The sequence below is a fragment of the Gordonia sp. NPDC003425 genome (genome assembly GCF_053588635.1).
In genome coordinates this window covers 119,679-141,196 of the sequence record NZ_JBSFQI010000007.1, presented here as the reverse complement: position 1 = coordinate 141,196, position 21,518 = coordinate 119,679, and the positions used below count along the sequence as shown (strand labels likewise).

The 21,518-nt window shown below is 68.5% G+C and carries 17 protein-coding genes; all 17 read left to right on the top strand.

Going from position 1 to position 21,518, the window contains the following annotated elements; translation table 11 throughout:
- Positions 1-5 precede the first annotated feature (5 nt).
- The 17 genes from ACWDTD_RS10965 to ileS all read left to right on the top strand — a co-directional run bounded on the left by ACWDTD_RS10965 (position 6) and on the right by ileS (position 21,475).
- Positions 6-1,949 (top strand): peptidoglycan D,D-transpeptidase FtsI family protein, encoded by a 1,944-nt coding sequence (locus ACWDTD_RS10965; RefSeq protein WP_449747130.1) that lies wholly within the window; start codon positions 6-8, stop codon positions 1,947-1,949.
- 180 nt (positions 1,950-2,129) lie between these two features.
- Positions 2,130-3,782: a UDP-N-acetylmuramoyl-L-alanyl-D-glutamate--2,6-diaminopimelate ligase gene (locus ACWDTD_RS10960; protein ID WP_449747129.1), complete on the top strand. Its 1,653-nt coding sequence runs from the start codon at positions 2,130-2,132 to the stop codon at positions 3,780-3,782.
- Positions 3,775-4,260, top strand: a complete 486-nt coding sequence (locus ACWDTD_RS10955) for a UDP-N-acetylmuramoyl-tripeptide--D-alanyl-D-alanine ligase (protein ID WP_449747128.1) — start codon at positions 3,775-3,777, stop codon at positions 4,258-4,260. Before ACWDTD_RS10960 ends, ACWDTD_RS10955 begins: the two co-directional genes overlap by 8 nt.
- A 19-nt stretch (positions 4,261-4,279) precedes the next feature.
- Complete coding sequence (mraY, locus tag ACWDTD_RS10950; protein WP_449747127.1) at positions 4,280-5,377, top strand: phospho-N-acetylmuramoyl-pentapeptide-transferase; 1,098 nt, start codon at positions 4,280-4,282, stop codon at positions 5,375-5,377.
- A 4-nt stretch (positions 5,378-5,381) separates the two neighbouring features.
- Positions 5,382-6,938, top strand: coding sequence for a UDP-N-acetylmuramoyl-L-alanine--D-glutamate ligase (gene murD, locus ACWDTD_RS10945; protein ID WP_449747126.1), 1,557 nt, complete (start codon positions 5,382-5,384; stop codon positions 6,936-6,938).
- On the top strand, positions 6,935-8,536 hold the full coding sequence (gene ftsW, locus ACWDTD_RS10940) for a putative lipid II flippase FtsW (protein ID WP_449747125.1): 1,602 nt from the start codon (positions 6,935-6,937) through the stop codon (positions 8,534-8,536). The genes murD and ftsW overlap by 4 nt, the downstream gene beginning before the upstream one ends.
- A 54-nt stretch (positions 8,537-8,590) precedes the next feature.
- Positions 8,591-9,760 (top strand): undecaprenyldiphospho-muramoylpentapeptide beta-N-acetylglucosaminyltransferase, encoded by a 1,170-nt coding sequence (gene murG, locus ACWDTD_RS10935; protein ID WP_449747124.1) that lies wholly within the window; start codon positions 8,591-8,593, stop codon positions 9,758-9,760.
- A 71-nt stretch (positions 9,761-9,831) separates the two neighbouring features.
- A complete protein-coding gene (murC, locus tag ACWDTD_RS10930) occupies positions 9,832-11,370 on the top strand; it encodes a UDP-N-acetylmuramate--L-alanine ligase (protein WP_449747123.1) in 1,539 nt (512 codons plus the stop codon).
- Positions 11,367-12,068 (top strand): cell division protein FtsQ/DivIB, encoded by a 702-nt coding sequence (locus ACWDTD_RS10925; RefSeq protein WP_449747122.1) that lies wholly within the window; start codon positions 11,367-11,369, stop codon positions 12,066-12,068. The genes murC and ACWDTD_RS10925 overlap by 4 nt, the downstream gene beginning before the upstream one ends.
- 163 nt (positions 12,069-12,231) lie before the next feature.
- Positions 12,232-13,398 carry a cell division protein FtsZ gene (gene ftsZ / locus ACWDTD_RS10920; RefSeq protein WP_449747121.1) on the top strand — a complete coding sequence of 389 codons (1,167 nt, stop codon included), beginning with the start codon at positions 12,232-12,234 and terminating at the stop codon, positions 13,396-13,398.
- A gap of 10 nt (positions 13,399-13,408) precedes the next feature.
- Positions 13,409-14,128 (top strand): peptidoglycan editing factor PgeF, encoded by a 720-nt coding sequence (pgeF, locus tag ACWDTD_RS10915; protein WP_449747120.1) that lies wholly within the window; start codon positions 13,409-13,411, stop codon positions 14,126-14,128.
- Complete coding sequence (locus tag ACWDTD_RS10910) at positions 14,125-14,880, top strand: YggS family pyridoxal phosphate-dependent enzyme (RefSeq protein ID WP_449747119.1); 756 nt, start codon at positions 14,125-14,127, stop codon at positions 14,878-14,880. The genes pgeF and ACWDTD_RS10910 overlap by 4 nt, the downstream gene beginning before the upstream one ends.
- Before the next feature lie 92 nt (positions 14,881-14,972).
- Positions 14,973-15,698 (top strand): cell division protein SepF, encoded by a 726-nt coding sequence (locus ACWDTD_RS10905; RefSeq protein ID WP_449747118.1) that lies wholly within the window; start codon positions 14,973-14,975, stop codon positions 15,696-15,698.
- Positions 15,699-15,806: 108 nt separating this feature from the next.
- Entirely contained in the window at positions 15,807-16,133 is a 327-nt protein-coding gene (locus ACWDTD_RS10900) for a YggT family protein (protein ID WP_449747117.1), read from the top strand.
- Between the two features lie 289 nt (positions 16,134-16,422).
- Complete coding sequence (gene wag31, locus ACWDTD_RS10895; protein WP_449747116.1) at positions 16,423-17,244, top strand: DivIVA-like cell division protein Wag31; 822 nt, start codon at positions 16,423-16,425, stop codon at positions 17,242-17,244.
- Between the two features lie 45 nt (positions 17,245-17,289).
- The gene (locus ACWDTD_RS10890; protein ID WP_449747115.1) at positions 17,290-17,970 is read left to right on the top strand and encodes a hypothetical protein; all 681 of its coding nucleotides are present in this window, start codon (positions 17,290-17,292) and stop codon (positions 17,968-17,970) included.
- A gap of 379 nt (positions 17,971-18,349) precedes the next feature.
- Positions 18,350-21,475, top strand: coding sequence for an isoleucine--tRNA ligase (gene ileS / locus ACWDTD_RS10885; protein ID WP_449747244.1), 3,126 nt, complete (start codon positions 18,350-18,352; stop codon positions 21,473-21,475).
- The last annotated feature ends 43 nt before the right edge of the window (positions 21,476-21,518 follow it).

Genomic DNA, 21,518 nt, shown 5'->3' with positions numbered 1-21,518 from the left:
CAACCATGACACGCGCCAGTTTTCAGCGACTCGGCGACCGGTCCGGCGCGTCGGAACCCCGACCGGGACGCGGCAAGCCCGGCGGCCCCACCGGTTCCGGCGGCCGCGGTTCCGGTGGGGGAGGCCGGGGCGGTGGCGGACGCAAGCGCACCCACACATTCGACTTCCGCAGCCGGGCAGCCGGAATCGTCATCCTCCTCGCAGTTCTCGCGGTGGCGGCCCGGATGATCGTCGTCCACACCATCGAGGCATCGTCGATTTCGGCGGAGGCCGCCCAGCAGCGCGAGTACACCCAGGTGCTCACCGCCAAGCGTGGAGCCATCCTCGACCGCAACGGACGGCCCCTCGCCTACACCGACGAAGCGCGCGCACTCACCTTCCTGCCCAAGGCCGTTCGCAAGTCGATCGAGGCCGAACACAAGAAGAATCCAGAGTATCCCGACGTCGACAAGCGGATGCACGAGATCGCCGGTGGTGTCTCATCCGCCCTCGGCGGATCGATCAGCTCCGATGATCTGTACAAGAAGATGACTGGAGACGACACGTTCGTCTATCTCGTGCGTTCGGTGAGTCCGGAAGTGGCCGCGCGGATCATCGCCCAGTACCCCGAGGTGGGAGCCGACCCGCAGGCCATCCGCCTCTACCCGGGAGGATCGTTGGCCGCCAACGTGATCGGCGACGTCAACTACGACGGCAACGGTCTCATCGGGCTCGAGGCGTCCCTGGATTCGACGCTCGCCGGAACCGACGGGTCCAAGACCTACGACCGCGGCTCCGACGGTGCGGTGATCCCCGGCAGCACCCGCAACGTGCACCCGGCGATCAACGGTGCCACGGTGCGATTGACCATCGACTCCGACATCCAGTGGTTTGTGCAAAGCGAGGTCACCAAGGCCAAGGCGGCGTCGGGTGCCAAATCGGCGTCGGCCGTGGTGCTCGACGCGCGCACGGGCGAAGTTCTCGCGATGGCCAACGACGGCACCTTCAACGCATCGAAACCGCTTGCCGAACAAAAGGATGCCGACCTGGGTAACCCAGCGGTGACCTCACCGTTCGAGCCCGGGTCGGTGAACAAGGTGGTCACCGCGTCCGCGGCCATCGAGTACGGGCTCACCACCCCCGGCGAGGTGCACCGGGTGCCGGGCAGCATCAACATGGCCGGCGTCACGGTGAACGACGCGTGGTCGCACGGCGTCGAGCCCTACACCACGACGGGCATCTTCGGAAAGTCCTCCAACGTGGGCACCCTGATGCTCGCACGGCGGGTCGGTGAGCAGCGATTCGCCGACATGGTGACCCGATTCGGACTGGGCCAGCGAACCGGCGTCGGCCTGCCGGCCGAGAGCGCCGGCGAGGTGCCCGCGCTGAGCCAGTGGTCGGGAGGTTCCTTCGCGAACCTGCCGATCGGTCAGGGTCTGTCGATGACACTGCTGCAGATGACCGGGATGTACCAGGCCATCGCCAACGACGGACTGCGGGTGCCGCCACGCATCCTGCTCTCCGAGCAGCGCGACGGCGACGACGTCGAGGACTCCGACCGGCCGACGCCGGTTCGGGTGGTCTCTCCGCAGACCGCACACACCGTCCGCGACATGTTCCGCGCGGTGTTCCAGGAGGATCCGATGGGCGTCCAGTCGGGCACCGGTTACAAGGGTGCCGTCGCCGGGTACCAGATGTCGGGCAAGACCGGTACCGCGCAGCAGGTCGATCCGTCCTGCGGTTGCTACTCGAACTCCAGCTACAACATCACGTTCGCCGGCATCGCACCCGCCGACAATCCGCGGTACGTCGTGGGCATCATGTTGGACAACCCCAAGCGCAGCTCCGACGGCAGTGGCGGGCAATCCGCCGCCCCGTTGTTCGGCACCATCGCATCGTGGATGTTGCAGCGGGATCAGGTGCCGCTCTCGCCCCGTCCCACCCCTTGGCTGACCCTCGACGCGCGCTGAACGAGCCGCCGCGGCAGTGTGGCCGCGCGGGGGCCACGGGTGTGCTCGACGCTGACCGGTATCGTGAGTGCGTTCCGCCCAGGCATGCGCACTCGTGGGCGCCGTACCCGAGCGCAGCAAGTGGACCCCAACGAAGCACGTCGGTCCCAGCGCAGTTAGTAGTGAGGAGACGATCGGACGATGACGTCGAATCGCCGCACTCGTGACGCGGGTAGACCCGCCCACCTCACGCCGACCCCGGTGTCGGTGCTCTCGGCCGCCACCGGCGCCCGGATGGACCTGATCGGCAGCGCCGACGCCGACACCACGGTGTCCGGGGTGTCGTTGCGCGCGCAGGACATCGTTTCCGGCGATCTGTTCGCCGCGCTTCCCGGTGCGCACACCCACGGCGCCCGCTACGCCGCGGAGGCGGTCGCACGCGGCGCCACCGCGGTGCTCACCGACGCGGCCGGACGGGCCGAGCTGGCCCGGGTGCTGCCGCCCGAATCGTCGTGCGCCGTCCTGGTGCACGCACATCCGCGCGCCATCCTCGGCGGGGTCAGCGCCCGCGTATACGGCAACCCGTCGCAGCGCCTCAAGCTGATCGGCATCACCGGTACGTCCGGTAAGACCACCACCTCGTACATGGTGGAGGCGGCCATGATGGCGGCCGGGCACACCGTCGGGCTCATCGGTACCGTCGAGACACGAGTGGACGGCGTGGCGCAGCCCAGTGCGCTGACCACCCCCGAGGCACCCACTCTGCAGGCGCTGCTCGCCGCAATGGTCGAGCGTGGCGTGGATGTGGTGGTGATGGAGGTGTCGAGTCACGCGCTGGCACTGGGCCGGGTGGACGGCGCGCATTTCTCACTGGGCGCCTTCACCAACCTGTCCCAGGACCACCTCGACTTCCACCACACCATGGCTGCCTATTTCGATGCCAAGGCGCGATTGTTCGCCCCGGCCTCACCGATCCACGCGGTGCGGTCGGTGATCTGCGTCGACGACGAATGGGGCGGTCGCATGGCGGAGGTGGCCCGCGGTGAGTCCGGGCCCGCCGCGCTGCCGCCGGTCACGGTGTCCACCGGAGCCGTCGCCGCGAACTGGCACGCGGGCCCCTCACGCGTGGCGGCCGACGGCGCGCAGCAGACCACCATCACCGATCCCGAAGGCGCGACGCACCAACTCACCGTGCGGTTACCCGGCCGCTACAACGTCGCCAACGCGCTGCTGGCGACCGCGATTGCCGTTGCCGCCGGTGCCGCGGTCGACACGTCGGCCGCAGCCATCACCGACGTGTCGGTGCCCGGCAGGCTGCAGCGCATCGAGCGTGGCCAGGAGTTTCTCGCCATCGTCGACTATGCCCACAAGCCGGGGGCGGTGCAGGCCGTTCTGGCCACCCTCGCCGCCCAGGCGCGCGGCCGCATCGCGGTGGTCATCGGGGCCGGTGGCGACCGGGACAGCGCCAAGCGTCCCCTGATGGGCGCTGCGGCCGCCCGTGGCGCCGATCTCGTGGTGGTGACCGACGACAATCCGCGCACCGAGGATCCGGCGGCGATCCGCGCCGAGATGCTCACAGGCGCCCGCACGGTTCCCGAGGCCGACCGGCGACCCGGCGTCGAGATCCGCGAGATCGGCGACCGACGATCCGCGATCGCCGCAGCCCTGGCCTGGGCGCGGCCCGGAGACGTCGTACTCGTCGCGGGCAAGGGTCACGAGGCGGGCCAGGAGATCGACGCGGTCAAGCACCCGTTCGACGATCGCGATGTGGTGGCCGAGGAACTCGACCGGCTCGTCGCCGCGCAGGTGATCGCGACCACCACCGATCTCGCCGGAGGTCGGATCGGTGACTGAGCCGGATGTGCCGGTCACCGTTCTGGTGGTACCGGCACCCGCCGACGTGGCGGCCACCTCCACCATGCTGCGGGCATCGGTGACCCGGTCCCGTGCCGCCGGACTCGACGAGCCGGCGCGCACCTGGGCCATCATCGGTGAACTCCTCACCGCCGAGGGACTCAGCGAGAACGAGCGGGTGGTCGAACACGACCGGCTCGGGCGCCTCGCAGTGCGCCTGGCCGTCGACAAGACGCTCTGTGTGGGCGACTCGCGAGCCGTGCGTGCGCTCTATCAGGGCGCGGTCATGGAAGGCTCGTGGGGCGACGAGGTCCGGATCGTGGCCGACCCCGGCGAGATCGCGGCGGTGCTGGGCGACGACGACTGGACCCCGATGCCGGGCGATACTGTGCTCATCGCGGGCATCGACCCGCTGGCCACGGGACTCACCGGAGCCATTCCGACCGCCGACATCACCATCGAGGAGAGCAGCGAGTGAAGCCGAGGGGGACCGTACGGTGACCCAGATCCTCATAGCGGGTGCCATCGCGGTGGCGGTGTCGATCATCTTGACGCCGCTGTTGATCCGTGTGTTCTCGCGTCAGGGCTTCGGGCAGGAGATCCGCGTCGAAGGCCCGCAGAGCCATCAGACCAAACGCGGCACGCCGTCGATGGGCGGTGTCGCGATCATCGTCGCGCTGTGGGCGGGCTACTTCGGCTCACACATCGCCGGGGTCTTCCTCGACGCCGGCAACGGGCCCACCGCGTCGGGTCTGCTGGTGCTCGGGTTGGCCACATCGCTGGGAATCGTGGGTTTTCTCGACGATTTCATCAAGATCCGCAAACACCGCAACCTGGGCCTGAACAAGACGGCCAAATCGATCGGGCAGTTCGTGGCCGCGATCCTGTTCGGTGTTCTGGTCCTGCAGTTCCGCAACGAATCGGGGTACACACCGGCCAGCACCCACCTGTCGTATGTGCGCGACATCGACGCCATCTCGATGGGTGCGTTCGCCTTCGTCATCTTCTGCTGGCTGGTGGTCGCGGCGTGGTCGAACGCCGTCAACTTCACCGATGGCCTCGACGGGCTGGCCGCCGGGTCGATGGCAATGGTGCTCGGCTCCTATGTGCTGGTGGCGTTCTTCCAGTTCGTCAACGCGTGCGCCGGCGGCGCCAAACCCGCCAACGCGATTCCTCAGGGCTGCTATCACGTCCGCGACCCGCTGGACCTGGCGCTGATCGCGGTCGCGGGTGGCGGTGCGTGCCTGGGGTTCCTGTGGTGGAACGCCGCCCCGGCGAAGATCTTCATGGGTGACACCGGATCACTGGCACTCGGCGGAATGCTGGCCGGGCTGTCGATCACCACGCGGACCGAACTGCTCGCGGTGGTCATCGGCGCACTGTTCGTCGCCGAGATCATGTCGGTGGTGATCCAGATCGCCTTCTTCCGCACCACCGGCCGACGCGTGTTCCGCATGGCGCCGTTCCACCACCACTTCGAACTGGGCGGGTGGGCGGAGACCACCGTGATCATCAGATTCTGGTTGCTCACCGCCATCGCCTGCGCACTCGGGCTCTCGCTGTTCTACGGCGAGTTCCTCGCGTTCAACGGGTAGCGCGATGCCCACCGAAGCGACCGGACCGGGTTCCGGCAGCCCGAATCCCGCTCGACTGGATCTGGCCGGCATGCGGGTGGTGGTCGCCGGTGGCGGCACCGCCGGTCGCTCGGCCGCGGCATATCTGCTGGAGGCCGGTGCCGCGGTCACCGTCGCCGACGACCGCTACGCGGGAGACGTCGACGGGGCGGGCGCGCCGGGCGCGCCTGCTGCCGACGGTGCACGTCGGATCGGGATCGATGCGGTGCTCGCCGACGAGAACTGGGCCACCAGCGTCGACCTGATCATCGCCTCTCCTGGTTTTGCGCCCACTCACCCGCTGATGGTGGCCGCGGGCGAACACGAGATCCCGGTGTGGGGTGAGGTGGAGCTGGCCTGGCGTGTGGACCGCGCGGGTCTGCTGGGAGCGCCGCGCACCTGGCTGGTGGTGACCGGGACCAACGGCAAGACCACCACCACGTCGATGCTCACCGACATCGTCACGGCGTCGGGGATGTCGGCGGCCGCCTGCGGCAACATCGGGCTCCCGGTACTCGACGCGATGCGCACGCCGACGCGGATCGACGTCCTGTGCGCCGAACTGTCCTCCTTCCAGCTGTACTGGGCTCCCTCGATCGCACCGGACGCCGGAGTGGTGCTCAACGTGGCCGACGATCACCTCGACTGGCACGGCTCGTTCGCCGCCTATGCCGCGGCGAAGGAGATCGCGCTGCGCGGCACGATCGGGGTGGTCGGGCTCGACGATCGGGTCGCGTCACGGCTGCCGGTGCCCGGGCGTCGGGTCGGGTTCACGCTCGGCGAGCCGCAACCCGGCGAACTCGGGGTGATCGACGGCGAACTGGTGGATCGGGCGTTCGCGCCGCGGCGTCGGCTGGTCTCGGCGGCGTCGATCCATCCGGCCGGGCCGTCGGGTGTCTCCGACGCGCTGGCGGCCGCGGCCCTGGCCCTGGGCATCGGTGTGGAGGCCGACGCGGTGGGTGCCGCGCTCACCGGTTTCCGACCTGCCGGCCACCGCGGCGAGGTGGTCGAGAACATCGACGGCATCGACTTCGTCGACGACTCGAAGGCCACCAATCCGCACGCGGCGCAAGCCGCCGTCGCCGCGCACGCGCGAGTCGTGCTGATCGCCGGTGGCTTGTTGAAGGGCGCGTCGATCGACGGGATGATCACCGCGGTCGCAGATCGGCTCGCCGGCGTGGTCGCCATCGGACGGGATCGGGACCAGATTGTCGAAGCGATCGCGCGACACGCCCCAGAAGTCCCAACAGTCACAGTATTCACAGGGGACGATGGCCGGGTGAACGTAAACTGCGCCATCGGCCCGGATGTGGGTTCGCCGCGGAGCCAATCCGCTGTCGTGTCGGGCGATCCGGCGACCGCGGTGATGGACCGCGCTGTCGCCGAGGCCTGGACGCTGGCCACGGGAGGGTCGGGCCGACCCGACGCCATCCTGCTGGCACCCGCGGCCGCCTCCCTGGACATGTTCAGCGGGTACGGCCGCCGCGGGGACGCCTTCGCGAACGCCGCGCAGGCGCTGGCCGGGCGGCTGCGGACGCCGTGACCGCGGCAGACGAGCGCAAGCAGGCACCCGCCCACGCGTTCACCGGCCTGCCCGCGACGGTGGCCGAGGGTGTGCGCAGCCTGTTGAGCCGACCGCTGGCGTCGTACCACCTGATCCTCACCATGGCTCTGCTGATGACGTCCTTCGGCCTGATCATGGTGCTCTCCGCGTCGTCGGTGGAGGGCTACTCCAAGGAGGGCTCGGCCTACGGCCTGTTCGCCACCCAGGTGATCTTCGCGGTGATGGGCCTGGCTGTCTTCTATCTGACACTGCGCCTGCCCGTGAGGCTGCTGCGCCGTTCCGCCGCACCGATGATGATCGTCACCACCGTGATGCTGGCACTGGTGCTCATCCCCGGTATCGGCACGCTGTCGCAGGGCGCCCGGCGCTGGTTCGTGATCTACGGTCTGTCGGTGCAGCCCTCGGAGTTGGTGAAGGTCGCGCTGTGCGTGTGGGGAGCGCATCTGCTCGCCTCGCGGCGCCGTGAGCACGCATCGCTGAAAGAACTGCTCATCCCGCTGGTGCCGGTGGGCATGCTGATCTGCCTGCTGATCATCCTTGAGCCGAATCTGTCGACCACCATCACGATCGCCATCATCATCGGTGCGCTGCTGTGGTTCGCCGGTCTGCCGGTCAAGGTGTTCGCGACCTTCGCGGTGGTCGGCGGCGCAATCGCGGTGATCCTGGCGATGGTCGAGAGCTACCGGTCCGAGCGGGTGATGAGCTTCCTCGGAAGCGTCAACGACCCGCAGGGCGCCGGTTACCAGGCGCGCCAGGCCACCTATGCGCTGGCCAACGGCGGTGTGTTCGGTGTGGGGCTCGGACAGAGCCGGGCCAAGTGGAACTACCTGCCCAATGCGCACAACGACTTCATCTTCGCGATCATCGGCGAGGAGCTCGGCCTCATCGGCGGGCTGCTGGTGGTCTTCTTGTTCGTGGTGCTGGCCTTCGCCGGTTTCCGCATCGCGCACCGGTCCACCGACCCCTTTCTGCGCCTGATGACCTCGACCATCACCGTGTTGATCACCGCGCAGGCGTTCATCAACATCGGCTACGTGATCGGCCTGCTGCCGGTGACCGGCATCCAGCTACCACTGCTCTCCGCGGGCGGAACGTCGACGCTCACGGTGTTGGCGATGCTGGGGCTGCTCGCCAACGCCGCCCGGCACGAACCGGAGGCGGTGGCGGCGCTGACCACCGGGAACACCGCACGGATGAACAGGCTCCTGCGTCTGCCCACCCCGGTGGCCTACCAGCCGACGCGGTCGGAGCAACTGCGCGACCGCCTCGACGCCCGCGGCCGCACGCCCGCAGCCGGCGCACGCCCGTTCCGGCGGCGGCCCGCGCCCACACCGCCGCCGCAACATCCACCACGGTGGCGGCGCATGTTCGGCGCCGCGAGCGAGCCCACACCGCCCACCGATCATCGTCGGGCGCCGCGCAGCAGCGGAGTGCGGGTCGACTACCGTGTGGGTTATTCGGGCAGCGCGTCCACGTCGCGATCCGCGACGGCGGCGTCGACCGCCGCGTCCCGACGGTCACGTGCCTACCCCCGCGCCGGTGGAGCCACGCGACGGTCGAGTGGCGCCGGCCGGTGACGTCGGACCGCGTGCGCCGCGGTCGAATCGAATGAACGGGAGTTGAGGCGTCGAATGGCTGCGGGTCGCAAGGACACGGCCGACGGACAGAGCGGTGAGCGCGACCGGGAGCTGTCGGTGGTGGTCGCCGGCGGCGGCACCGCCGGTCACATCGAACCCGCACTCGCGGTGGCCGATGCCGTGCGGCGGCTGGACCCCACCGCTCGGGTCACCGCCCTGGGCACCACCCGCGGCCTCGAGACCACCCTGGTCCCCGAACGCGGCTACGAACTCGCACTGATCCCGCCCGTGCCGCTCCCGCGTAAAGCAGGTGTCGAGCTGGCCAGAACGCCCGGCCGGTTGACGCGGTCGGTACTGGCCACCCGCAAGGTCCTCGCCTCCGTCGACGCCGACGTCGTGATCGGATTCGGGGGCTACGTCGCGATGCCCGCCTATCTCGCCGCGCGCGGCCACCTGCGGGGTAAGCGGCGGCTGCCGATCGTGATCCACGAGGCCAACGCGAGTGCGGGCGTGGCGAACAAGGTGGGTGCCCGCTTCGCCGACGTGGTGATGGCGGCCGTGCCCGGTTCGGGACTCGAAGGTGCCGAGGTGGTGGGCATCCCGGTGCGCGGCGTCATCGCCGAACTCGACCGCGGCGAGTTGCGCGCCAAGGCCCGGCACTACTTCGGTCTCGACGAGGACGCCCCCACGTTGCTCGTGTTCGGTGGTTCCCAGGGCGCCCAGCGGCTCAACGAGGCCGTGGCCGGCGCGGCGGACGCGCTCGGCCGGGCGGGCATCGGGGTGCTGCACGCGTACGGACCCAAGAACACCATCGACCCGGTGTCGCCGCCGGACGCACCGCCGTACCGGGCGGTCGGATATCTCAAGCGGATGGATCTCGCATATGCGGCCGCCGACCTGGTGATGTGCCGATCGGGTGCGATGACGGTCGCCGAGGTGTCGGCGACGGGGCTGCCGGCGATCTACGTTCCGCTGCCACACGGCAACGGTGAACAGCGCCTCAATGCGTTGCCGGTCGTGGAGGCCGGCGGCGGCATCCTCGTCGACAACGACGAGGTGACCGCCGAGTGGGTGGCGCGCGAAGTACCCGCCCTGTTGTCCGACCCCGCCCGTCTGGCGCTGATGTCGTCGGCTGCCGCAGGTACCGGGCACCGCGATGCGGCCGATGCGGTGGCACGCGCCGCACTCGACCTGGCCGCGCAACACCGGGATGGGATCTCGTGAGGCGCGACGACGTGACCGCCGCGGGCGTTTCGTTCCCCCGGATCGGCCGGTGACCGGTGACAATTGACAGTGTGACGGGAGAATACGACCGCCCCGGGGTGCGGGAACTGCCCACGCAGCTCCGCCGGGTGCACATGGTCGGGATCGGTGGTGCCGGGATGTCGGGGCTCGCGCGCATCCTGCTCTCCCGTGGCGGGCAGGTGTCGGGTTCGGACGCCAAGAACAGCCGCGGCATCCTCGCGCTGCGTACCCGCGGTGCACGCATCCAGGTGGGACACGATCCGTCGGCCCTCGATCAGATTCCCGGCGGCCCGTCGGTGGTGGTCACCACACACGCCGCGATCCCCAAGACCAACCCCGAGCTCGTCGCCGCACGGTCACGCGGCATCCCCATCCTGCTGCGACCGCACGTTCTCGCCGACCTGATGTCGGGGTACCGGACGTTGCTGGTGGCCGGCACCCACGGCAAGACGTCCACCACGTCGATGGCGGTGGTGGCGCTGCAACACGCCGGCTCCGACCCGTCGTTCGCCATCGGGGGTGAACTCAACGAGTCGGGCACCAACGCCCATCACGGCAGCGGCGAGGTCTTCGTCGCCGAGGCCGACGAGAGCGACGGCTCACTGCTCGAGTACAGCCCCGATGTCGTCGTCATCACCAACATCGAGGTGGATCACCTCGACTTCTTCGGCACCGTCGAGGCCTACGTGGCAGTGTTCGACGCGTTCACCGAGCGGATCCGGCCCGGTGGGACCCTGGTGGTCTGCCTGGACGATCCGGGGGCGCGTGCGCTGGCGCAGCGGTGTGCCGCGGGTCTCGCGGCGCGCGGTGTCACCGTGCTCGGTTACGGCGAAGGCGCCGACGAGGTGGTGATCGACGGTGTGCTCGGCACGGCCACACTGGTCGAATGGAGGCCCAGCGACGGCGGGGGAGAGGTGCGGGTTCGGTTCGCGCCGCCGCTCGTCGAGACCGCCGAGGAGCACGTGCTGCATCTCACGCTTCCCGGAATCCACATGGCGCGCAACGCTATAGGTGCAATTGTCGGCGCCGTCCGAGTTGGCGGTGACCTCGCGCAGGTCATCGCGGGCATCGAGGCGTTCGGCGGTGTTCGACGCCGGTTCGAATTCAAGGGGCGCGCGGGTGATGTCGACGTGTTCGACGATTACGCCCACCACCCGACCGAGGTGGCCGCAGTGCTCACCGCCGCGCGCGGTGTGGTGGGCCACGCCGATGCAACGCGCCCACCGGGCAAGGTGATCGCCGTCTTCCAGCCCCACTTGTACTCGCGCACAAGAGAATTCGCCGAGCGCTTCGCGGCCGCCCTCGATCTCGCCGACGAGGTCGTCGTCGCCGATGTGTACGGAGCGCGCGAGGAGCCGATCCCGGGGGTGAGCGGGCGTTCGATCGCCGATCGGCTCACCTCGCCGCACACGTTCGTACCCGATTTCTCCGCGCTGGCCGGTGTGGTCGCCGATCTCGCCTCTCCCGGCGACGTCATCCTCACCCTGGGTGCCGGCGACATCACCATGCAGGGTCCGGAGATCCTGGCCGCGCTCGCCGCGCGCGACCACGCCGAGTCCGCGCAGGTGACCCCGGAGGCCGGATCATGACGAGGTGGGGCCAGGTGGGCCGTGGACCGCGACTGCTGCTGGGCACGATCGCTGTCGTCATCGTGATCGTCGGTCTCGCGCTGATCGCCTATTTCACCCCGCTGATGTCCGTACGGAGCACCGACATCGCCGGGACCAAGGCCGTCGGTCGTGCCGAGATCCTGCACGCCGCCGGCGTTCCCGACGGCACGCCGCTGCTGCAGGTCGACACGCGTGAGGTGGCCCAGCGCGTTGCCGCCATCCCGTCCATCGAATCGGCGCGGGTGCAGCGGGAGTACCCGTCGTCGCTGACGATCAGTGTGGTGGAACGACAGCCCGTGGCCCGGGTGATCGACGGGGACACGGTGCACATACTCGACCGCAATGGCGTGCCGTACCTGCGTTACCCCGTCAAGGGGCTGCCCGGCGAGTTCAGCGCGCTGCCGGAGTTCGTGACGAGCAGTCCGGGGCCGACCGACCCCACCACCCTCGCGGCGATGAAGGTCGTCGGCGGACTACCGCCGAAACTCGCCGAGCAGGTGGTGAAGGTGAGCGCCACGTCGCCGGTCGACATCGAGTTGATCTTGTCGCGCAACCGCACCGTGGTGTGGGGTGACTCTCAGCGTGGCGACGAGAAGGCGCGAACGCTGGGATACCTGTTGGCGCGCGACGCATCGCAGTTCAATGTCTCGAGCCCGGAGTTCCCGGCCTACCGCTGAGCGTCCCGAGACGATTTTCGCACCGCAACTTCACGACACGCCGCGCAGCTTGCTGGCCCGCGGGGCCACCGGTGCCTAGCGTCTTCACCAACAGACCACTTGACATAACTCTAAATCTATGGTTCAGGTTTAGGGTTTTTCCCAACAGAGGAAGGCGAGCGTCATGACGCCACCGCACAACTACCTGGCCGTGATCAAGGTCGTCGGCATCGGCGGCGGCGGCGTGAACGCCGTCAACCGGATGATCGAGCAGGGACTCAAGGGAGTGGAGTTCATCGCGATCAACACCGACGCCCAGGCGCTGTTGATGAGCGACGCGGACGTGAAGCTCGACGTCGGCCGCGACTCCACGCGCGGCCTGGGCGCCGGCGCCGACCCCGAGGTGGGACGCAAGGCCGCCGAGGACGCCCGCGACGAGATCGAGGAACTACTCAAAGGCGCCGACATGGTGTTCGTGACCGCCGGGGAGGGCGGTGGTACCGGCACCGGCGGCGCTCCCGTGGTCGCGACCATCGCGCGCAAGCTCGGCGCGCTCACCGTCGGCGTGGTCACCCGGCCCTTCGCGTTCGAGGGCAAGCGTCGTGGCAACCAGGCCGAAGCCGGCATCGCCGCGCTGCGCGAGTCCTGCGACACCCTCATCGTGATCCCCAACGACCGTCTGCTGCAGCTCGGCGACGCCCAGGTGAGCCTGATGGACGCCTTCCGCAGCGCCGACGAGGTGCTCCTCAACGGCGTCCAGGGCATCACCGACCTGATCACCACGCCGGGCCTGATCAATGTCGACTTCGCCGACGTCAAGGGCGTCATGAGCGATGCCGGCAGCGCCCTGATGGGCATCGGGTCGGCGCGCGGTGAGGATCGCGCCAAGAAGGCCGCCGAGTCGGCGATCAACTCGCCGTTGCTCGAGGCGTCGATGGAGGGCGCACGCGGTGTGCTGATCTCCATCGCCGGCGGCAGCGACCTCGGTCTGTTCGAGATCCACAACGCGGCCACCCAGGTGCAGGAGGCCGCGCACGAGGACGCGAACATCATCTTCGGCACCGTGATCGACGACAACCTCGGTGACGAGGTGCGCGTGACCGTCATCGCGGCCGGATTCGACGGTGGCGCGCCACGCAAGCGGATCGACACGCCCGCGGTGGGCAACACCGCGGTGGGCGCGGGCCAGGCAGGTGCGGTGGGTACGGCGGAGAAGAGTGACCCGTTGTTCGGTGAGATGCCGCGCGCCGGTGGCGACCCGTTCACCGAGCGCCCGGCCGAGCGACCCCGCCGCAACACGGTGACCCTCGACGACGATGACGTCGACGTGCCGTCGTTCATGAAGCGCTGAAACACGACCCATGCGCACACGTCGCGTGGTCACCACGCGGGCCGGGGGTGTCTCGCGGCCGCCGTACGACAGCTTCAACCTGGGCGACCACGTCGGCGATGATCCGCGCGCCGTGGCGGCCAACCGCGAGCGGCTGGCCGCTCGGATCGGACTGCCCGCCGCGTCGGTGGTGTGGATGGAGCAGATCCACAGCCGTAACGTCGCCATTGTGGATGGGCCGCTCGACGGTCCGGTGGAGGCCACCGACGCGCTGGTCACCAGCACCCCCGGACTGGCGCTCGCTGTGCTCTCGGCCGACTGTGTGCCCGTCCTGCTCAGTGACGACGAGGCCGGGGTCATCGCCGGAGCGCACGCTGGGAGGGTCGGCGCCCGGATCGGCATCATCCCGGCGACGCTGCGGGCGATGATCTCGCTCGGGGCGCGCCCCGAACGCATCGGAGCCTTCCTCGGTCCGGCCGCCTGCGGTGGTCAGTACGAGGTGCCGCCGGAGATGCAGCGCGACGTCGAGGAGCATCTTCCCGGCAGCGCCGTCACCACCGACAAGGGCACCACCGGCCTCGACCTGAGGGCGGGACTGCGTCGGCAACTCCTCGCGGCCGGAGTGGCCGCGGTGGCCGAGGACCCCCGGTGCACCATCGAGGACGACGAACTCTTCAGTCACCGCCGCGGAGCCCCGACGGGCCGGTTGGCGTCGGTGATCTGGATCGATCCGGAGGCCGTTCCGGCATGACCGGCGTCGACGATCCGCGCACCGCAGAACTGTCGCAGCACCTGGCCGCCGTGCACGAGCGCCTCGCCGCGGCCGTCGCTGCGGCCGGTCGTCGGCCCGACGACGTCGAGTTGCTGGTGGTCACGAAGTTCTTTCCGGCCGACGATGTGGCCCGCCTGATCTCCTTGGGGGAGAGGGCTTTTGGCGAGTCGCGTGAACCCGAGGCGAGCCGCAAGATCGCCGCCCTGCGCGCCGGCGACGCCTCCGGGCCGATCGCTGCGGGCGATGTGTCGTTCGACATGATCGGATCGGTACAGACCAAGAAGGCCCGATCGGTGGCCCGGTGGGCACGGTCGGTGCACTCGGTGGATCGCGAGAAGTTGGTGGAGCACCTTGCGCGCGCCGCCGATGCCGCGCGCGCCGAGGGCGCCCGGACCGAGCCGCTCGGTGTGAACCTGCAGGTGAGTCTCGACGGTGATCCGACGCGGGGCGGCGCGCTGGAGTCGGAGTTGCCCGCGCTCGCCGATCGAGTGATGGCATCGGATTCCCTGCGGCTGTCGGGGCTGATGGTGATCGCACCGGTTGACGGTTCCGCGGACCGGTGGATGGCGCGGGCACAGCTCGTCCATCAAGCGTTTGTCGCACACTATCCGCAGGCCACGACCCTTTCCGCCGGAATGTCGGGTGACCTGGAGGCCGCCGTGGCACACGGTTCGACATGCGTGCGTGTCGGTACCGCGATCCTGGGACAACGGCCGCTAGTCTCTCAGTAATCACATTGGTCACAGCAGAATCATTCAGAAACAAGATCCACTCAGACAACAGCTGCAACGACCGCCGCGGGTCGATGACAGAGAGGCCGGACATGACCACGATGCAGAAGTTCAAGGCGTATTTCGGCATGGTGCCTCCGAGCGAGTACGAAGACGACTACTTCGACGAGCCAGGGCCGGGGCCGATTCGTCCACCGTCACGTGAGCGTGCCTACCGCGACGACTACTACGGCGGCGCCCCGATCCGCGAGGGCTACGACGATCCCTACGGCGAACTCGCGTATCGCGACGCTCCGGAGGCCGCATACGACGACCGCCGGTTCGGTCCGGGATTCGACTCGGCGCCCGGCTACGAGCAGGGCTACCAGGGCGACTACACCTACAACGGAGCGCGTCACGCCGCCGAGGTGGCCGAGCGGGTTCGGCCGGTCTCACGCCTCGAACCGCTGCAACGCTCGAGCGGTGCCACGCTGCGGGCCGCGGGAGCGATGGCGCCGGCAGCAACGGCCGAACTCGAGCGCGTCTTCGCCGACGGGCCGTTGCACAAGATCACCACGCTGCGCCCGGGCGACTACAGCGAGGCCCGCACGATCGGTGAGCGCTTCCGCGACGGCAACCCGGTCATCATGGATCTGGTCGACATGAGCAACGACGACGCCAAGCGGCTCGTCGATTTCGCCGCGGGTCTCGCGTTCGCGCTGCGCGGCTCGTTCGACAAGGTGGCGACCAAGGTGTTCCTGCTCTCGCCGGCCGACATCGATGTCTCGCCCGAGGACCGCCGCAAGATCGCCGCGACCGGCTTCTACAACCACGACTGACCCGGGAGCGGTTGCTCAGCGTCCATTCGGCACAGCCCACGCGGCATCCGCGGTGCGCCGTACGCACCGGATTCACCGGGGGCACGACATTTCAGGCACTCTTGACTCGTGGCGATTCTGTTCGAAGTCCTCTACATAGCGCTGTTCGTCTACTGGCTGCTGTTGCTGGCGCGGCTGGTGGTGGAACTCGTACGCACCTTTGCCCGTGAATGGCGGCCCACCGGGATCGTGGTGGTCGTCATCGAGATCATCTTCACCGCCACGGATCCGCCCATCAAGGCGCTACGGCGGGTGTTGCCGCCCATTCCGCTCGGTCCGGTGCGGCTCGACCTGTCGCTGATGATCGTGATGATCGTGGTGCTCATCGCGATGCAGATCGTCAACCAGTTCCGGGTGCACGAGGCCGCTGCGGCGCTGGCGATGGGGTTTCTCTGAGGCCCCAACCGCCTTTGTGTCGCAGTTGATGTCATCGGCTCGGGCCGGTGCCGACTGTGGCGCCTGTATTCGTCGGACCAGGTGTTCTACCGTGGAGTGTCATCATCCGATGTCCGTTGAGTTGCGACCCGGCATCGAATACCTGCGACAATCGGTTCGGATGTGACAGGATGGGACGCCAGTTACAGTTTTTGACTGGTATGAATAATGAGTGACAGTCTGTAGATGCAGGCTGACCGGCCCGTCCTAAGTGAACACAAGATCGAGACGATACCTAAGGGGAACCGACATGCGGCTGACACCAGCTGATGTGCACAACGTCGCGTTCAGCAAACCGCCGATCGGTAAGCGCGGCTACAACGAGGACGAGGTCGACCAATTCCTCGACTTTGTCGAGGCGGAACTCGCCCGGCTCATCGAAGAGAACTCCGACCTCAAACAGCGGGTCGAGGAACTCGAGGGGGAACTCGCCGAAGGGGGAGCTGCCACCCCCGCGCCCGCTGAGGACGCGACGCAGGTGCTCTCCGTGGCTCAGCCCGAGGCTCCGGCCCCGGCGCCGCAGCCCGCCGCGGCACCGGTTGCCGCGCCCACCGACGACGACACCAACGTGCGCGCCGCACGGGTGCTCGCACTCGCCCAGGACACCGCCGACCGGCTCACCGGCAGCGCTCGGCAGGAGTCCGACAGTCTCCTCGCCGACGCGCGGTCGCGGGCCGACGCGATGGTGTCGGACGCGCAGTCGAAGTCCGAGGCGATGCTCGCCGATTCGCGCCAGCGTTCCGAGGCGATCCTCGCCGACGCCCAGACCAGGTCGGAGGCTCAACTCCGCCAGGCCCAGGAACGTGCCGATGCACTGCAGAGCGACGCCGAGCGCAAGCACAGCGAGATCATGGGCACCATCAACCAGCAGCGCGGTGTGCTCGAAGGGCGTATCGAGCAGCTCAAGACGTTCGAACGCGAGTACCGCACCCGGCTCAAGACCTACCTCGAATCGCAGCTCGAGGAGTTGCAGCAGCGGGGCAGTGCCGCGCCGGTCGAGAGCGGTCGGCCCGACCAGTCGTTCTCGTCCGACCCGGGTAATGGCGGATTCACGAGCTACTCGCAGAGCTGATCCGCTCGCCACGGGCGGACCGACGATTGCCGGACGAGTGACAACGTGTTGAGTTTGGCGCTGGGCGCCACCCTCGTTGGGTTTGTGCTGCTCGTCATCGGTCTGATCACCGGGACGGTGTGGCTGGCAGTGGCCTGCATCGTGGTCTGCCTCATCGGGCTGGGCTTTCTCATCGCCGATATCGTGCGGTCGGGACGTGGCGACGACGGTGATGCACGGTCGAGCACGTTCACGGGCACCGGGGAGTCAGAGGACGCGGGCTCCGAGGACGCAGGCTCCGAGGACCCAGGCTCCGAGGACACTGACTCGACGCAGACAGCCCCGAACGACACGGGCTCCGACGATTCCGGCAAAGAGGAACTCGACCCGGAACAACAGCGCGCCCAGTTGTGGCGTGGTGTGGTCGATCCGACGAGTGGCGAACCGGCACCCGATACCTCGGGTACCTCGATCAAGCGCAAACAAGGCACCTACGACGACTACCTGCGGGCGGTCGGCGACAATCCGGATGAGGTCCGTACGCCGGGAACATCCGCGCCCCCGTCTACACCGGGTCAGCAGGCTCCGGGTCAGCAGGCGCCGCGTCGGCCCGTGCCACCGGAACCGTCGGCACCCGACGACCCGGACACCGACACCTTCCCCGCGCAATCCGCGGGCGAGAATCCGCACAGCGGTGGGCGCAAGATCGACCCGCTGCATCCCGACTGGCGGCCGCCGTCGGAGTGATGACCTCGCCGGCACACGGATTTCGGAACCGGGCGATGTCGCGGCTAGACTGGTGCACGCGATGATCCGGCCATCACCGGGGAGCCCCCGGAAGAACCGAGCCGAGCGCTCTCAGTAGAACCGGGCGGGCGTGGCCCGTCACAGCCACGGACCCTGTCGACGCCGATGGCGTCGAGTGGTCGTGAGAGGCGTCGACGCCGCCACCGGGCGGTCCCGACGCAAGCGGGGTGGTACCGCGCGAATCGGAGCATTCGCGTCCCCGTGCCAAACACCCAGGGGTGGGCTCGTCGAGCGCACCGCTGCCAGGCACGAGGAGAGCGCTGTGAGCGAGACCCCCACATCGAACGACGACGACACCCGCGTGTACCCCGTCGTCGACATGACCGGTGGTGCCACCGGTGCACCGTCGTTTCCCGACGTCGAAGAGCGCGTTCTGGGGTTCTGGGACGCGGATCAGACGTTCGCCGCGTCGATCGAGAATCGTGCCGACGCCGAGGAATTCGTCTTCTACGACGGCCCTCCGTTCGCCAACGGCCTACCGCACTACGGTCACCTGCTGACCGGCTACGTCAAGGACCTGGTGCCGCGCTATCAGACGATGCGCGGCAAGAAGGTCGAGCGGCGGTTCGGGTGGGACACCCACGGGCTGCCCGCCGAACTCGAGGCCGAGCGCCAGTTGGGCATCACCGACAAGTCTGAGATCGAGACGATGGGCGTGGAGAAGTTCAACGACTTCTGCCGCGACTCGGTGCTGCGTTACACCGGTGAGTGGCGCGATTACGTCACCCGTCAGGCCCGTTGGGTCGACTTCGACAACGACTACAAGACCCTCGACATCGACTTCATGGAGTCGGTGATGTGGGCGTTCAAACGCCTGTGGGACAAGGGACTGATCTATCAGGGCCACCGTGTGCTGCCGTACTCCTGGTACGAGCAGACACCACTGAGCAATCAGGAGTCCAAGCTCGACGACGCGTACCGGATGCGGCAGGACCCGGCGGTCACCGTGACGATGCCGCTGACCGCCCCTGGTAGCCACCTCGACGGTGTGAACGCCCTGATCTGGACCACCACCCCGTGGACGTTGCCGTCGAACCTCGCGATCGCGGTCAACCCGGAGGTGGATTACGTGCATGTGCGGGCCGCCGACGGTGCGCACTACCTGCTGGCCCAAGCGTTGCTCGGGGCGTACGCCAAGGAGATCGCCGACCCCGAGGTACTCGGCACGTATCGCGGCAGCGAGCTGGCAGATCTCGACTACACCCCGCCGTTCGACTTCTTCGTCGGGCATCCTCATGCGCACCGGGTGCTGCTCGGCGACTACGTGACCACCGACAGCGGCACCGGAATCGTCCATCTCGCACCGGCTTTCGGTGAGGAGGACATGGAGCTGGCGACCGCGAACGGCATCGACGTGGTGCAGCCGCTCGACGCGGGCGGCCGTTTCACCTCGCAGGTGCCGCCCTACGAGGGATTGATGGTGTTCGACGCCAATCCGGCGATCATCAAGGATCTGAAGTCGGCAGGACGCATCCTGCGGCACGAGACCATCGAACACTCGTATCCGCACTCGTGGCGCAGCGGAAAGCCGTTGATCTACATGGCCGTTCCGTCGTGGTTCGTCGCCGTCGAGCCGATCAAGGAGCGCATGATCGAGCTGAACAAGCAGATCACCTGGTCGCCGGAGCACATCCGCGACGGGCAGTTCGGCAAATGGCTCGAGGGTGCGCGCGACTGGAACATCAGCCGAAATCGCTTCTGGGGCGCGCCGATCCCCGTCTGGGTGTCCGACGATCCGGAGTATCCGCGCACCGATGTGTACGGCTCACTCGACGACCTCGAGCGCGACTTCGGGGTGCGCCCGGACAACCTGCACCGGCCCTACATCGACGACCTGACCCGACCGAATCCCGACGACCCGACCGGGAAGTCGACGATGCGCCGGGTGCCGGAGGTCCTCGACTGCTGGTTCGAGTCCGGGTCGATGCCCTACGCGCAGGTGCACTACCCGTTCCAGAACGCCGACTGGTTCGACGGAGCCGGGTCCACGCCCCCGCACAATCCGGGTGACTTCATCGTCGAATACAACGGGCAGACCCGCGGCTGGTTCTACAACCTGCATGTACTGGCCACCGCTCTCTTCGACCGGCCGGCGTTCAAGAGCGTCATCGCGCACGGCATCGTGCTGGGCGACGACGGGCAGAAGATGTCGAAATCCAAACGCAACTACCCCGACGTCAACGAGGTGTTCGACCGCGACGGTTCCGACGCCATGCGCTGGTTCCTGATGGCCAGCCCGGTGCTGCGCGGCGGCAACCTGGTGGTGACCGAGAAGGGCATCCGCGAGGGCGTTCGCCAGGCGATGCTGCCGCTGTGGAACGCCTACAGCTTCCTGCAGCTCTACGCCGAGCGGCCGGCCGTCTGGCGTACCGACTCGACCAACGTGCTCGATCGCTACATTCTGGCCAAGCTGGCGGTGACGCGTGCGGCGATGACCGAGGCGCTCGACGTCTACGACATCGCCGGGGCGTGTGAGTCCTTCCGCGACTTCGTCGAGTCGCTGACCAACTGGTATGTGCGCCGGTCCCGGTCGCGCTTCTGGGCCGGCCAGGATGTCGATCCCGACGCCTTCGACACCCTGTACACCGTGCTGGAGGTTGCGTCCCGGCTGGCCGCGCCGTTGCTGCCGCTGACCACCGAGGCGATCTGGCGTGGCCTCACCGGTGAGCGGTCGGTGCACCTCGCGGACTGGCCCGCTGCCGACGATCTGCCCGCGGACACCGAACTGGTGGACGCGATGGATCAGGTGCAGGCGGTGTGTTCGAGTGCGTCGAGTGTGCGCAAGGCCAACAAGCTGCGGGTGCGTCTGCCGCTGCCCGCATTGACCGTGGCGTCGCCCACCGCCGAACGGCTGTCACCGTTCACCGACCTGATCGCCGACGAGATGAACGTGAAATCTGTCGTATTGTCCACCGAGGCAGACAAGTTCGGCCGTTACGAGCTGGCGGTGAATGCGAGGGCGGCCGGTCCGCGGCTGGGCAAGGACGTGCAGCGGGTCATCAAGGCCGTCAAAGCGGGCAACTGGACGGTTCGCGCGGCAGATGACGGCACCGAGGTGGTGTCCGCCGACGGCATCGATCTGCAACCGGGCGAATACACCCGGCGCCTGGTGGCCGTCGAGCCCGAGTCGACCGCGGAACTGCCCGGCGGTGCCGGACTGGTGGTGCTCGACACCCACGTCACCGAGGAACTCGAGTCCGAGGGTTGGGCGAAGGACCGGGTCCGTGAGATCCAGGAGGCCCGGCGCACGTTGGGCCTCGACGTGTCCGACCGCATCGAGGTGCGCCTGGTGGTGCCCGTGGCGACACTCGAGTGGGCGAATCGGCACGCCGACTTGATCTCCGGCGAGGTGCTCGCCGTGCGATTCGACGTCACCGCCGACGAACCCGCAGGCGCGATCGACCTCGGCGACGGAGTCACCGCCGACATCGCCAAGGCAAGCTGAGTCCCCGCCGGGGTGGTTTCGACAAGCTCAACCAGCGGTGGTC

Coding starts and splice junctions, on each gene's coding strand:
- ACWDTD_RS10965 (WP_449747130.1), top strand. CDS start 6: ATGACACGCGCCAGTTTTCAGCGACTCGGCGACCGGTCCGGCGCGTCG.
- ACWDTD_RS10960 (WP_449747129.1), top strand. CDS start 2,130: ATGACGTCGAATCGCCGCACTCGTGACGCGGGTAGACCCGCCCACCTC.
- murD (WP_449747126.1), top strand. CDS start 5,382: ATGCCCACCGAAGCGACCGGACCGGGTTCCGGCAGCCCGAATCCCGCT.
- murG (WP_449747124.1), top strand. CDS start 8,591: ATGGCTGCGGGTCGCAAGGACACGGCCGACGGACAGAGCGGTGAGCGC.
- ACWDTD_RS10925 (WP_449747122.1), top strand. CDS start 11,367: ATGACGAGGTGGGGCCAGGTGGGCCGTGGACCGCGACTGCTGCTGGGC.
- ftsZ (WP_449747121.1), top strand. CDS start 12,232: ATGACGCCACCGCACAACTACCTGGCCGTGATCAAGGTCGTCGGCATC.
- pgeF (WP_449747120.1), top strand. CDS start 13,409: ATGCGCACACGTCGCGTGGTCACCACGCGGGCCGGGGGTGTCTCGCGG.
- ACWDTD_RS10910 (WP_449747119.1), top strand. CDS start 14,125: ATGACCGGCGTCGACGATCCGCGCACCGCAGAACTGTCGCAGCACCTG.
- ACWDTD_RS10905 (WP_449747118.1), top strand. CDS start 14,973: ATGACCACGATGCAGAAGTTCAAGGCGTATTTCGGCATGGTGCCTCCG.
- wag31 (WP_449747116.1), top strand. CDS start 16,423: ATGCGGCTGACACCAGCTGATGTGCACAACGTCGCGTTCAGCAAACCG.
- ileS (WP_449747244.1), top strand. CDS start 18,350: ATGACCGGTGGTGCCACCGGTGCACCGTCGTTTCCCGACGTCGAAGAG.